General features: G+C 54.1%; 12 protein-coding genes. All 12 read left to right on the forward strand.

The features are described from left to right. Positions 1-139 precede the first annotated feature (139 nt). The 12 genes from BN6471_RS06320 (at position 140) to BN6471_RS06375 (ending at position 13,544) form a co-directional block, all read left to right on the forward strand. Positions 140-1,354 (forward strand): substrate-binding domain-containing protein, encoded by a 1,215-nt coding sequence (locus BN6471_RS06320; protein ID WP_082903373.1) that lies wholly within the window; start codon positions 140-142, stop codon positions 1,352-1,354. A gap of 111 nt (positions 1,355-1,465) precedes the next feature. Next, a complete protein-coding gene (locus tag BN6471_RS06325) occupies positions 1,466-2,968 on the forward strand; it encodes a sugar ABC transporter ATP-binding protein (RefSeq protein WP_066646657.1) in 1,503 nt (500 codons plus the stop codon). After that, positions 2,965-3,924: an ABC transporter permease gene (locus BN6471_RS06330; protein WP_066646659.1), complete on the forward strand. Its 960-nt coding sequence runs from the start codon at positions 2,965-2,967 to the stop codon at positions 3,922-3,924. The genes BN6471_RS06325 and BN6471_RS06330 overlap by 4 nt, the downstream gene beginning before the upstream one ends. A gap of 16 nt (positions 3,925-3,940) precedes the next feature. Continuing rightward, the gene (locus tag BN6471_RS06335; protein WP_242861847.1) at positions 3,941-4,930 is read left to right on the forward strand and encodes an ABC transporter permease; all 990 of its coding nucleotides are present in this window, start codon (positions 3,941-3,943) and stop codon (positions 4,928-4,930) included. Between the two features lie 25 nt (positions 4,931-4,955). Beyond that, positions 4,956-6,134 (forward strand): thiolase family protein, encoded by a 1,179-nt coding sequence (locus BN6471_RS06340; protein ID WP_066646662.1) that lies wholly within the window; start codon positions 4,956-4,958, stop codon positions 6,132-6,134. A 136-nt stretch (positions 6,135-6,270) separates the two neighbouring features. Continuing rightward, entirely contained in the window at positions 6,271-7,116 is an 846-nt protein-coding gene (locus tag BN6471_RS06345) for a 3-hydroxyacyl-CoA dehydrogenase family protein (protein WP_066646664.1), read from the forward strand. Positions 7,117-7,181: 65 nt separating this feature from the next. Continuing rightward, a complete protein-coding gene (locus BN6471_RS06350; protein WP_066646666.1) occupies positions 7,182-8,768 on the forward strand; it encodes an acyl CoA:acetate/3-ketoacid CoA transferase in 1,587 nt (528 codons plus the stop codon). Further along, entirely contained in the window at positions 8,765-9,160 is a 396-nt protein-coding gene (locus BN6471_RS06355; RefSeq protein WP_066646667.1) for a VOC family protein, read from the forward strand. The genes BN6471_RS06350 and BN6471_RS06355 overlap by 4 nt, the downstream gene beginning before the upstream one ends. Positions 9,161-9,170: 10 nt before the next feature. Continuing rightward, a complete protein-coding gene (locus tag BN6471_RS06360; protein WP_066646668.1) occupies positions 9,171-10,109 on the forward strand; it encodes an ABC transporter ATP-binding protein in 939 nt (312 codons plus the stop codon). Continuing rightward, a complete protein-coding gene (locus BN6471_RS06365) occupies positions 10,106-10,843 on the forward strand; it encodes an ABC transporter permease subunit (RefSeq protein ID WP_066646669.1) in 738 nt (245 codons plus the stop codon). The genes BN6471_RS06360 and BN6471_RS06365 overlap by 4 nt, the downstream gene beginning before the upstream one ends. Further along, complete coding sequence (locus BN6471_RS06370) at positions 10,840-12,240, forward strand: GldG family protein (protein WP_066646674.1); 1,401 nt, start codon at positions 10,840-10,842, stop codon at positions 12,238-12,240. The genes BN6471_RS06365 and BN6471_RS06370 overlap by 4 nt, the downstream gene beginning before the upstream one ends. After that, the gene (locus BN6471_RS06375) at positions 12,237-13,544 is read left to right on the forward strand and encodes a DUF4340 domain-containing protein (RefSeq protein ID WP_066646679.1); all 1,308 of its coding nucleotides are present in this window, start codon (positions 12,237-12,239) and stop codon (positions 13,542-13,544) included. The genes BN6471_RS06370 and BN6471_RS06375 overlap by 4 nt, the downstream gene beginning before the upstream one ends. The last annotated feature ends 19 nt before the right edge of the window (positions 13,545-13,563 follow it).

Consider the following 13,563-nt stretch of genomic DNA (forward strand, 5'->3'; position numbering starts at 1 on the left):
AAAACTGAAATACCAACCAACCAGATAGCAGAATAGGGCAGCAGCGGGATCATTTGCAGGAAAAGCGTCCCGCAGGCGGAAAAAGCTTTCCCTTACGTTTTGTATACCGCCATTTACAAAAAATGAAGGAGGAAAAGAAATGAAGAAAATAATTGGATTTGTGCTGTGCGTCGTGATGGTCGTAATGATCTTTGCAGCATGCGCGGCCCCGGCGGCGGAATCGTCCGCACCCGCGAGTGAAAGCGCCGCGGCTACCGAGGGCAGCGAAGAGAACCTACCGGATGCTGATGCGACAGCCGCTACGGACAAAGACGCGGCGACGCCTACATCGGACATTGTCGTGGGCCTTGCAAACGGCTACATGGGCAATACGTGGCGTGCGCAGTATGTAGAAGCGTTTGAAACGAAAGCGCAGGAGCTGAAGGACAAAGGCATAATCAAGGACTTTATGAGCGCAAGCACAAATACGGACGTGACGGAACAGTTAAACCAGATCAACAACATGATCAGCAACGGTGTGAACGCGATCCTGCTAAACCCGATCTCGCCTGCTTCCGTGGCGCCGATCCTCGCGAAATGCGAAGCCAGCGGCGTATTGCTGGTCATTGCGACAGACCCTGCAGCTGTCGATGAGAACATGGTCGAAGTATTGGTCGATAACAAGGCATTCTTTGAGATCATGACAAAATGGTTTGTGGATAAACTGGGTGGAAAAGGAAACATTGTACAGATCACAGGTACGCCGGGCATGCCGGCAGACCTTGTACGCCAGAAGGTCGCTGAGGACATCCTCGCACAGTACCCTGACATCAAGGTTTTGGGTTCTGCGCCGGGCAGCTGGTCGCAGACGGAATCCCAGTCTGTTATGTCCACATTCCTCTCCACGTACGACCAGATCGACGGCGTACTGACACAGGACGTTATGGCGGAAGGCATCCTGCGCGCCTATGAGACGGCAGGAAAAGACGCGCCGATCATGACGGGGGATTATGTATTCAGTTTCTTCCGCAAATGGGAAACACTTCCAGACCTTGAAGCGTGCGGCGCTACATTCCAGCCGCAGGCATCGGCAGACGCGCTGCAGTATGCAGTACGCATCCTGCAGGGAAAAACATTGACGGCAGAGCTTGGGCCCAACCCGCTCGATGAGACGATGATCAATGCGATCAACATTCCGCCGTCATACTGCGTAACCAAAGAAGCGCCGGCTGCGGATGCGGAATGGACAAAGGGTTACGACAAAACGCAGTTTATTTCGCTGGAAGAAGCGATCAAACTGGGTGAAGGCCAGCCTGACACAGCAAGCCTGGGCTCTTCCCTTTCGGACGAGCAATGGGATGAAATGTTCAGCTGAGTGAAGTAAAGTTGTTTGGCTTATGGGGCGCAAAAAAATGCGCCCCATAAAAACTCCTGTTCTTGATTGGCCGCAGGGCGGCTAAAATTTACTGTGCCGGGGTGAATTAACTTGGAATTGATTTGTAATAATGTAACAAAAAGATTTGGCAGCGTCGTTGCTCTGAGCAATGCAACGCTCAATGCAAAGGCGGGAGAGGTCAGAGCGCTTGTGGGCGGCAACGGCTCGGGGAAAAGCACGCTGGCTAAAATCCTTGGGGGAAGCGTCGCGATCGACAGCGGCGAGATCACGCTGGACGGGGAAGTTTATCAAGTGGATTCCCCCGTACAGGCAAAGCAAAAAGGAATTGTTATTACGTCACAGGAATTGAGCCTTCTTAAGAACCTGAATATCGTGCAGAATATATGCCTTTGCAATATGGATCGCAAAAAAGGCGTTCCGCTGCTCGATTATAAGGAAATGGAACGGCGCACAAGGGACGTGTTGAAACTCATCAATAAAGAACATTTGATCGGCAGTGAAATAGGGTCGCTGCCGGCGAATGAACAGTACTTGCTGGAACTGGCGAAAGCGTTGGTACAAAAACCAAAGGTACTGATTGTGGACGAGATCACCTCCGCGCTTTATAAGGCCGACGTCGCGCTGGTGGCAAAGATATTGGAAAACCTGAAAAGGGAAGGCGTGATTGTCCTGTTTATTTCTCACCGCATGAACGAAGTATTTGATATGTGCGATTCTGTGACGGTACTGCGGAACGGCGATACGGTAGGAACGTTCGATAAGCACGAATTGACGGAGATCGCGCTGATCTCGCATATGTCAGGCCGGGAGATATCAAGCGAACACCGCGAGGAGAGCAAGGCCGTCGATATGGGAGACCATGCCACGCTGATGGAAACGAAGGTAAGCCTTCCGAACTTTGGAAAAGAGGTCGGTTTTGTGGTGCGTGAAAGCGAATTCGTGGGGATCGCGGGATTGGACGGCCAGGGGCAGACAACGTTGCTGCGTTCGCTTTTCGGCATGAACGGCGCGATCGATATGACGCTGGCGGGAAAGCAGATACGCGTGACTTCCCCGGGCAACGCGATTGCCCATGGTTTTGCTTTTTTATCCGGCGACCGTGAAGCGGAAGGTACTTTCAAGGAACGTTCCATCGCGGAGAACTTTGGCGCTGTCACAAACCTTGTACTAAAGAAAAAATCTGCGGACGTGGACAAAAGCCTGCAGGAAAACGGCGTCAAGTATAACAGCTCTAAAGACTTGATCATCTCGCTTTCAGGCGGCAACCAGCAAAAGGTCGTGATTGCACGCTGGACGTGCACGGATGCAAAGCTGCTGCTCGCAGACGACCCGACCAAAGGGATCGATATACAAGCGCGCCGGGATGTACATGATACGTTTTTGAAAATGATCGAAAAGGGCGCGTCCGTCGTCATGATCTCCAGCGACGACGAAGAGCTGGTGGAAACATGCAAAATGATGCCGCTATCGCGGGTGCTCGTGATGTATGAAGGAGAAATCGCCCAGACACTGACGGGCGGCGACATCACGTTGGAAAAAATCGCAGCGGCGGCAAGCGGCGGAAAACTGAACAGCGAGGTGAAAAAGTCATGAAAGAAAAATGGATAAAATTGGTTCACTGGCCGCCGTTTCCGGCGCTCGCGCTCCTGGTGTTTTTCCTGGTATTGAACCAGTTTTTAGCGCCGGGATATCTGGGCGGAAACTTTATCGCAAGCTTTCTGGCGGCAAACGCCCCGCTGATCATCGTATCGCTGGGGACGGCGGTGGTGCTGATCGGCGGCGGGATGGATATTTCAATGGGAGGCCTTTTATGCCTGATCAACGTATGCTATGTCATGTTGGCGGAGGCGGGGTGCCCGATCGGCGTATGCCTGCTGGCGTGCCTCGCAGTAGGCGCGGCCGGCGGCTTCATCAACGGCTTATGTGTGGCAGTGTTCCGCGTGACACCGCTGCTGACGACATTTGCAACCTCCTTTATTTACGGCGGAATCGCCCTGTGGCTGATGGATTCGCCAAGGGGCATCATCCAGAAGGAAATGATCAAATGGTACCTGGGATTTCTGGACGGCTACGGCGCACCCATCATCTTCATTGCCATTGCAGTGATCCTGTGGCTGGTTGTCAAAAAGACGCGCATGGGCGTATGGATCTATGCTGTGGGGCAGGACCAGATGAAGGCTTATGCCTCCGCCGTACCCGTGCGTAACGTCAAACTGTTCATGTATACGTTCAGCGGGCTGATCACAGGAATCGGCGGAATCGCGCTGACGTCATACATCGGCGCGGGCGATCCGCTTATCGCGGTCTCGATGACGATGTCCATCATCGCGGCATGCGTCATCGGGGGGATACTCCTTTCCGGCGGTGTGGGAGACGCGGTCGGCGCGATATTCGGCGCGATATTTTTAGGGCTTGTTATTACGACGGTGCTGTCTTCTGTCAAGGATTCGTTTTACCAGAACTTCGTGCAGGGCATCATCATGGTGGTAGGCGTCGTCGGATCGATCCTCTTGAGCAGTGCGATCAAGAAGATCAAGCTGAAATCATAGGAAGCGGGTGGCATACATGAACGAAATGGAAATACAGATGAAATCAGACAGAAATGGATTTCTCAAAAATCAGAACGTCAAGGACTTCCTGCCATCGGTCGTCATCATTGTTTTGCTGGTATTGATCGGCAATGTATTGAGTCCCGGGTTTGCGAATATGAACAACATGATGAACATCCTTGCCAAGGCGTGTATCCTTGCGGTGGCATGCATTGGACAGGCATACGTGATGATCTCGGGCAATGCGGGCATCGATATGTCGATCGGCGCATTCATGAGCATGTCGGCCCTGATCGGCCCGATGATTTCGGGCGGTACGGATGCAGGGCTGATCGTAACGATATTGGCCTTCGCGGCGATCGGCGCGGGGTTTGGCCTCGCAAACGGCGCGGGCATCCAGTTTTTCAGGATCCCTTCGCTGGTCATGACGCTGGCGATGTCGGCGGTCATCAACGGACTCACACTGGGCGTGACGAGGGGGCAGCCGTCTATGACGATCCCCCCCAGTCTCCTTGTGTTGGGGAATCCGGTCGCAGGGCCGGTACGCGCGATGACGTTCGTGGCGATCGCCATCCTTGCCGTCATGATGGTCATACTACATAAAACTAATTTTGGGCGCTCGCTTTTTATGGTGGGCAGCAACCGCAACGCGGCGAAGCTCATCGGGCTTAAGGTAAACGCGATCGTTATCGGGACGTATATGATTTCCGCGGTCATCGCCTGCATGGCGGGACTGATGCTCGTGGGGTATGTGGGCAGCGCACAGCTGCAGATGGGCGAGGAATATACGCTGCTTTCCGTAGCGGCGGTCGTCATCGGCGGCACCAAGCTTTCGGGAGGCAAAGGCGGACTCATCGGCGGATTGCTGGGCGCTGTGGTATTGATGCTGTTGACGAGCATCCTCGTAGCGCTGGGGCTGCCGGCGGGCGTGCGGCAACTGATACAGGGCGCGATGCTGCTGGCGATCATCCTGGTCAACAGCAGGGAACCCAAATTGAGAAACTAATGGAATAGGAAAAGGAGAAAGCAAAATGAAGGATATTGTGATTATTGACGGAGCACGTACGGCAATCGGTTCTTTTGGCGGTTCGCTGAAGGATTTTCCCGTGACGGACCTGGGCGCTATCGTGATCGAGGAAGCTCTCAAACGCTCGGGCGTGAAAAAAGAAGATGTGGACGAGGTCGTGATGGGCTGCGTAGGACAGGTAGCGGAAGACGCTTTTATGGCACGCCGCTGCGCGATCAAGGCGGGTATCCCGGCTACGACAAGCACGGCCTACACGGTAAACCGTTTGTGTTCCTCCGGCCTGCAGGCGATTGTAACGGGGGCGATGGCGATTGAAGCGGAGGATGCGGAGATCGTCGTTGCCGGCGGTGCGGAAAGCATGAACAACCTTCCTTATTATGTACGCAAGGCGCGTTTTGGCCTCCGCATGGGCGACTCCGTTTTGGAGGACGGCCTTGTGACTTCGCTCACCGATCCGTTCTCCGGTAAGCATATGGGCATCACGGCGGAGAACGTTGCGGAAAAATACCATATTTCGCGTAAGGATCAGGATCAGTTTGCGTTGGAAAGCCAGCAGAAAGCCGCAAAAGCAGTGGCGGACGGTGTATTCCGGGATGAGATCGTCCCTGTAACGGTAAAACGTAAAAAAGAAGAGTTCGTATTCGATACGGACGAGCATATCCGGGCCAATACAACACTGGAAAAACTTGCATCCCTGCGTCCGGCCTTTAAAGAAGGCGGCACGGTGACGGCGGGGAATGCTTCAGGCATCAACGACGGCGCGGGGGCGGTCGTGATGATGACGGCGGAGAAAGCGGAAGAAATGGGGCTGGAGCCCAAGCTGCGCTTAGTTGCCTATGCGGCGGCGGGCGTTGAGCCGAGCCTGATGGGCACAGGGCCGATCCCCTCGGTGAAAAAAGCGTTGAAACGCGCGGGCCTTAACATCGGGGATATGGATATCATTGAACTCAACGAAGCGTTTGCCGCACAGGCGTTGTGCTGCATCCGCGAACTGGGCATGGATGTATCGAAAGTGAACCCCCACGGCGGCGCGATCGCCATGGGACACCCGATTGGCGGTACGGGCGCCATCCTGACGGTCAAGCTGATGTATGACATGATGAAATCCGGCGCGAAATATGGAATGGAAACCTTATGCATCGGCGGCGGGCAGGGACTCACGATGATCTATGAGCGGATTTAGGGCTTAAGATTTGGGATATTTCAAAAAATTGGAACATCCCGGCTGAAGGGTTTGCGCGGCGCAGGGCGTTTGATCCGTTTTCGGACAGTTGACCTTGCACCGCGCACAGACCCTTTTTTGGAAAGGGGCAGAGAAAATGGCATATAAGGTACTGGTAGTAGGTTCCGGACTGATGGGCGCGGGCATTGCGCAGGCGTGTGCGGAAGCGGGCGCTGTGGTTTTCCTGGCGGATATAAACAGGGAAGTGGCGCAAAAGGGGTTGGATAACATCAAGCATTTTGTACGCCGCAAGGTGGAAAAAGGCAAGATCGAACAAGACAAATACGATGAAACCATTGGAAATATCACGGTAGTGGAACAGTATGCCGAGGCGATCGGCGTGGACTTTGCGATCGAGGTCGTTTCAGAAAACCTCGAACTCAAAAAGAAAATCTTTGCCAGGCTGGATGCGGAAATGCCGGGGCACACCATACTCGCTTCCAATACTTCGACGTTTTCGATCACCGCGCTTGCAGGCGCGACAAAAAGACCGGACAAGGTGGTGGGAACGCATTTCTTTATTCCCGCGCCGGTCATGAAGCTCGTGGAGGTGATCCCCGGGCTGCTGACAGGCGGCGATACGTTTGAAAAGGCAATGGACTTTGCAAAAACGATCAACAAAACACCCATCAAGGCGCCGGATACGTCGGCTTTCCTGGTCAACCGCCTGTTGGTGCCGATGTGGAACGAGGCGGCATTTTTGGTGATGGAGGGCAATGACCCCAAAGACGTGGACGACGCCATGAAGCTGGGTGCAAACTTGCCCATGGGACCATGCGAACTGGCCGATTTTGCAGGGCTTGATACGGTGCTGTGCGTGATGACGGAAATGTTTGAAAGTTTTGGCGAACCGAAGTACCGCCCATGTCCGCTTTTGAAGAAAATGGTGGCGGCGGGCCTTTACGGACGAAAGTCCGGGCGGGGATTTTACGAATATTCTTAAGGATGGATCTGGGTGCGTCCGGCCCACGGCGCCGGGCGTACCCGCAACAAGAGAGGAGAAAAGCAATGCGCAAGCCTGAATTTTTGACGGCGGAAGAAGCGGTGAAGCTGATCCCCGACGGCGCGACGGTCGCCACGGTGGGAATGACGCTGATTTCTGCCGCGGAAACGGTATTGAAGGAAATCGAAAGGAGCTTTTTGGAGAAGAACACGCCCAGGGATCTGACGCTGGTACATTCCTGCGGGCAGAGCGACCGCGACAGGGGAATCCAGCACTTTGCGCACGAAGGACTGCTGAAAAAGATCGTAGGCGGGCACTGGGGCCTGCAGCCGAAGATCATGGAGATGATCTCGGAAAACAAAATATTTGCTTACTGTTTCCCGCAGGGGCAGTTTGCCCAGCTTTACAGGAGTATGGCGGGAGGCGAACCGGGCAAGATCAGTAAGGTTGGTCTGGGAACGTTTATCGATCCGCGTATGGGCGGAGGCAAAATGAATGATATCACACAGAACGAACCCGATATGGTGGACATCGTGACCATAGACGGAGAAGAATATATGCGCTATAAACCGATCCCGCTCGATGCGGTCATCATCCGCGGGACAAAGGTGGACGAGCTGGGGAACCTGACTACGGACGAGGAATGTATGCAGCTTGAGGTGTTCTCCGCCGTACTGGCCGCCAAAAAATTCGGCGGAAAGGTCATCGCGCAGGCGAAGCATTTGGTAAAAGCGGGAACGCTGCATCCAAAACAGGTGATCGTGCCGGGCGTGTTCATCGACGCGGTCGTATTGTGTGACGATCCGCAGGAGGATCACCGTATGACCCACAGCTTTTATGAAGATCCGGCGTATTGCGGGGACATCCGTGAGCCTGACGCCGCGCCGTCCCCGCAGCCGCTCTCGCTGCGCAAGGTGATTGGACGGCGAGCCGCGATGGAGATACGTGAAAACGATATCCTAAACGTGGGAACGGGTATCCCTAACGACACGGTGGGCAGCGTGATCGCCGAAGAAGGCGTGGGAGGCGATGTGACGCTGACGGTGGAATCCGGCATTTATGGAGGACTGCCTTTGGGAGGCGTGGATTTCGGCATCGCCAAAAACTGTTATGCGCTGGTACGCCATGACGATCAGTTTGACTTTTACAATGGCGCGGGCGTGGATGTGACTTTTATGGGCGCAGGGGAAATGGACGCGGAAGGGAATGTAAACGCGACCAAGCTCGGGCCGAGGCCTACGGGCGCAGGCGGATTCATTGACATCACGCGCAACGCAAAGCATGTGGTTTTCTGCTCGACTTTTACGGGCAAAGGCCTTGCCTGTTCGTTTGAGGACGGTAGGCTGAAGATCGACCAGGAAGGAAGCCTGAAAAAAATGGTAAAAAATATTCAGCAAGTCTCCTATAATGGAAAACTCGCACGCGAGCGTGGACAAAAAATGCATTTTGTAACGGAACGCGCTGTGTTTGAGCTAAGGGCTGAAGGGCCGGTACTCACGGAAATCGCACCGGGCGTCGATCTGAAGAAAGATATTTTGGAGCAGATGGAATTTACGCCCGTCATAGCAGGCGACCTAAAAGAGATGAATCCGGCGCTGTTCTGCGAACAGCCATTTGGACTTGCGGCATTCGTGAAAGGGGAAACAGAATGAAAAATGCAAAATTACACCATGTAGGCATCATTTTCAAGGATATTGAGACGGCGGAGGCTTTTTTGGAGACGGTGGGCGTAGAGGAGGAATACCGCGGATATGTGGATTCGTACCAGGCGTGGTGTATCTTTTTGAAACCGAACGGCGGCAGCAAGGTGGAACTGATCATCCCCACCGGCGGTAAGTTGGCGGAATACAACAATGGCAAGGGCGGTATCCACCACATCGCTTACGAGGTGGACGATGTGGAGCAGGTACGCAGGGGTTTTGAGGCAAAGGGAATCAAACTACTCGAGGAAAAGGCCGTTCAGGGGGCAGGAAACATCATTGTCAACTTTATGCGTCCGCGCGACGGTAAGGGGATATTGGTAGAATTCGTAGAAACGGTCTGAGGGCCTCGTTATGCTGGAAGTAAAACATGTCACAAAGACATACGGTGGAAAAAATGCCGTGGAGGATTTGAACTTTACGCTGGAAAAGGGCGCAGCGGTAGGCTTTCTAGGCCCAAACGGTGCGGGAAAATCCACGACCATGAATATTATTACCGGGTACCTGGATGCGGACGAAGGAAGTGTACTACTTGATGGAGTACGCATGTCGGAGAACCCGATCGGCTACAAAAAGAAGATCGGATACCTGCCCGAGGTCCCGCCGCTTTATGGGGACATGACGCTTGATGAGTACCTGTCGTTTGTCTTTGATTTAAAGAAGGTCGCGGGCGACAGGGAAAAGGAAATCGGCGAGATAACGGAGCTGGCGAAAGTGGGGCATGTGCGGCACAGGCTGCTGAAAAACCTGTCGAAAGGGTATAAGCAGCGCGTGGGTGTGGCACAGGCGCTTTTGGGCAGGCCACCGCTTCTGGTGCTGGATGAACCGACGATCGGGCTGGATCCTAGACAGATCGTGGAGATCCGTTTGCTGCTCAAGGAACTGAAAAGCGAGCATACGATCCTTTTGAGTTCGCACATCCTGTCGGAGATCACCGAGGTATGCGACCGCGTGATCTTGCTCAGGGAAGGGAAGCTGATCGCGGACGACAGCAAGGAGAACCTGATGGCGCTGCCGGGCGGACGTATGGAAACGTCTGTCACTACGCTGGGCGATGCAGGGAAACTGATGGCTTTGCTGGGCAGGATGGCAGGCGTGCTCACATGCAGGCAAACAGAAGCACGCGAGGCGGACAGGCAGAGCTTTGTGGTGGAAAGTAAAACGGAGGTACGTGACAAACTTTGCATGCTGCTCACACAAAACGGGTATCCGGTTTATGAGATCGCCAAGCGCAGGACTTCGCTTGAGGACGTATTCATGCGCCTGACAGGCAAACGGGAGGATGCGGAATGAAGAGCATTTTTAAAAAGGAAATGAATCAGTACTTCAAATCCATGGTGGGCTATATTTTCCTTGCGATCTTCCTTGCGATCACCGGGTACTATTTTACGGTCAACAACCTGCTGGCACAGAGCAGTGATGTAAAGGAATACTTCAACACGATGATCTTTACGCTGATGTTTTTGATCCCGATCCTGACCATGCGCCTTTTGGCGGAAGAGCGAAAAACAAAGACTGACCAGCTGCTGTATACCGCGCCAATCTCCATCAAGGATATCGTATTGGGCAAATACCTTGCGGCTTTTACCGTATTTTTGATGGGACTTGCGGTGACGGCGGTTTATGTGGCGGCTATTGCCGTTTTGGGAAGCCTTGAAGTATATACGGCAATCGGCTGTTATGCGGGCATCATTTTTGCAGCGGGCTGCTTTATCGCCATGGGACTGTTCATCTCATCAGTGACGGAGAACCAGGTGGTGGCGGCGATCCTGACATATGCGCTGCTTCTGGGGCTGTATGTTTTAAGCCTGCTCACAGGGTATGTCAGCGATCCGGTGCTGGTGGCCATCCTGGACTGGCTGGCAGTGTTCCGCAGGTTCACGGACTTCACGATGGGGATATTCAACCCGGCGGCGGCACTGTATTATGTATCCCTTAGCTGGCTGTTTTTGTTCCTGACGATTTATGTCACAAAGCGCAGGATGGGGAACAGCGGCAGCGAACGGACGGGGGAACAAGCGGCATGAAGAAGAAAAAGTGGAAGAAGATACGCGGCGCAGCGGTTGTGTGCATCGTGATCGCGGCGGTTATCCTGCTCAATATACTCGCGAGCGCCGTAGTAGACAAGTATTCATGGAAGCTGGACACGACCTCGAGCGGACTTTACCAGATGTCGCAGGAATCGGTTGACCTGCTGCGCACGCTCGACCAGCCCGTGGAGGTCTATTGTATCAGCAAGGGCAGGGATTCTATCAAGGAATTTTCCGAACTGCTGGATAAATATGCAGGGGCAAACGAGCTGGTGCATGTGACGTACGTCGACCCGTATGCCAACCCGGCGTTTCTCGACCAACTGGCATCAGAGGGGGAGGACGTGGGGATCAACACCATCATCGTGGAAAGCGGCGGCAGGCGCAGGGTGTTTTCCATGGCGGATATGTATACGTTCAGCGCGGACGGCAGTCAACTGGTCTATTTTGACGCGGAGGCCAAGCTGACCTCGGCAATTTTAAATGTCGCGTCCGGCGACGCGGCCCGTATCGGCGTTTTGATGGGGCACGGGGAAAATATGCCGGAGGAATTCCAGAACCTGGCCATGCAGAATAACTTTGACATCAGCGGCGTAGTGCTCAATAAGCCTGTGCCGGACGATTGCGATATCCTGCTGGCGCTGGCGCCGCAGTCGGATTTTTCGCAGGAAGAAACAGGCTATCTTGAGGCATTCCTTGCACAGGGCGGTTGTTTGGCGCTTTTTTCAGACCCGACGGTAAAGGAGCTTCCAAACCTGGATGCCTTGCTGGAAAAATGGGGGATCGCTTTCAACGACGACGTAGTATTTGACGCGGCGAGCAATATCGAATCCAACCCGGTCAATGTGGTGACATACTATACGGAACACCCGATCACCGAATATTTCAGAAGCAACCAATATTATACGGTCGCGCCTGCCGCACGTTCCATGGCGCTTGCAGAGGCGCAGGGCAAAACGCTAAAGGCCGTACTAGCGACGTCGGACGACGCGTATGCGCGGGATATCGACACCACGGAAAAGACGACGCAAAAGCTGGCAAGCGACCAGCCCGGGCCGTTTTTGCTGGCTGCGACATCCTCGCAGGAGATAACGCTGGAGGACGGGGCAAAAGCGACCGCGCGTATCTTTGCGATGGGCAGCAAACGCGTATATTCTGATGAAATGCTGACGCTGACTTCCGTAGGCAATGCAAAGTTCATGGTAAACCTCCTGCGGTGGTGCAACGACAATACGGGCGCGGCGGTTTCCATTCCGCCCAAACAGGTGGGCGGCGCAGAGATGACCGTTTTGCCGGGGACGGCATACGCACTTGGAATCGTGTTCACGGCGGTGATCCCGGCGGCGATCCTGGTTTTTGGGCTGCGTATATTTTTGAGGAGGAAGCACCTGTGAAAAAAAGTCGCGGAGCCATAACCGGGATCGTCTGTGCGGCGGCTGCGATCGCCGTGTGCTGCGCCTTACTGCTTGTACCCGGGGACAACCAAACGGCGGGGGCGGCGGTGAGCCTTTTGGAGCAGGACGACGGCGCGTTGTTTGACGCGGTAACCGTTAAAAATGAAGAGGGCGAGTATACCATTCGCTGGGATGGTAAGGCATACCATATGGATACGCTTGCAGGGGCGAAGTTAAACGAAGGGTTGGCAGACAATTTGTACTATGGCCTGTTCCTTATGGAAGGGACGCCTCTTAATACGACTGAAGGAGAGGATGCATACGGGCTTACAAAGCCGCGGGCCACGGTAACGCTGACGGGCACGGATATTACAAAAAGGTTCCTGCTGGGGAACCGTGCGCCTGCGGGCGACGGTTATTATATGAAGGCGGAAGGCGATGATACGGTCTATCTGATAGATGAACGCTATGCAGGGCTTTTGGAGAGGACGGCGCAGGACTACCGGAGCATGCAGCTCGTTGATTTCGTGTATGAAAGCGACTATAATGATTTGCAAAGTATCGGCATATCTGGCAAGGATATGCTGGGCATGGCGTTTGTACAGAGTGAGGACGGCTATCGCATGGAAGAGCCTGTGCAGTATATGTGCGTCCAGGACGACCTGAAGGTATTGCTTCTGGAACCGATCCTGCATTTGCAGGCGGATGAATACGCGGGAAAAGAGTCGCCGGCGGAAATGGGCTTTGATGATCCGGCATATACCATCGCATTATCGTACCGGGGCGAGGATATCAGGCTGCTCATTGGAAACGACGTGGGAGGCAAGCGGTATATCACCGTGGCAGGAAGCGGTGAAGCCTATCTGGTCGGGACGGACAAACTTGCATTTTTGAAAACAGATTACCGCGAGGCCATCGGAGAGTCGCTTTATTACCGCTCGATCGCGGATATCGCGAATATCACGCTGGAAGGGGACGGCCGGAATGATACTTTCGCAATAACGGAACGGCAGGGAACGTATGCCGCATTGCATGAAGGGACGGAGGTCGCAGGGGAAACATTGGTGCCGCTTGTGAATGCGCTAATGGGTATGAGCCTTTCCGGAACTGCTGGACAGGCAGAGCAGGCGCAGGCTGAGCTGCGCGCAGTGGTCACGCTTGAGGACGGCAGGCAGGACACCGTATCGCTTTTTCGCCTGGACGACGGAAAATATGCCGTGGAAGTGAACGGGCAGCGGCTGTTTACGACTGCGGCGGAAAATGTGGAACGGATTTTTGAAAAATGGCGGGAGGCTGCTGCATAAAGCCGATGATGAAACAGAA

The organism is Christensenella timonensis (genome assembly GCF_900087015.1).
In the GTDB taxonomy this organism is placed as follows: domain Bacteria; phylum Bacillota; class Clostridia; order Christensenellales; family Christensenellaceae; genus Christensenella; species Christensenella timonensis.

Excerpts from the sequence above, each read along its gene's own strand:
- BN6471_RS06320 (WP_082903373.1), top strand. The coding sequence starts at position 140 with ATGAAGAAAATAATTGGATTTGTGCTGTGCGTCGTGATGGTCGTAATG.
- BN6471_RS06330 (WP_066646659.1), top strand. The coding sequence starts at position 2,965 with ATGAAAGAAAAATGGATAAAATTGGTTCACTGGCCGCCGTTTCCGGCG.
- BN6471_RS06335 (WP_242861847.1), top strand. The coding sequence starts at position 3,941 with ATGAACGAAATGGAAATACAGATGAAATCAGACAGAAATGGATTTCTC.
- BN6471_RS06340 (WP_066646662.1), top strand. The coding sequence starts at position 4,956 with ATGAAGGATATTGTGATTATTGACGGAGCACGTACGGCAATCGGTTCT.
- BN6471_RS06345 (WP_066646664.1), top strand. The coding sequence starts at position 6,271 with ATGGCATATAAGGTACTGGTAGTAGGTTCCGGACTGATGGGCGCGGGC.
- BN6471_RS06350 (WP_066646666.1), top strand. The coding sequence starts at position 7,182 with ATGCGCAAGCCTGAATTTTTGACGGCGGAAGAAGCGGTGAAGCTGATC.
- BN6471_RS06355 (WP_066646667.1), top strand. The coding sequence starts at position 8,765 with ATGAAAAATGCAAAATTACACCATGTAGGCATCATTTTCAAGGATATT.
- BN6471_RS06360 (WP_066646668.1), top strand. The coding sequence starts at position 9,171 with ATGCTGGAAGTAAAACATGTCACAAAGACATACGGTGGAAAAAATGCC.
- BN6471_RS06365 (WP_066646669.1), top strand. The coding sequence starts at position 10,106 with ATGAAGAGCATTTTTAAAAAGGAAATGAATCAGTACTTCAAATCCATG.
- BN6471_RS06370 (WP_066646674.1), top strand. The coding sequence starts at position 10,840 with ATGAAGAAGAAAAAGTGGAAGAAGATACGCGGCGCAGCGGTTGTGTGC.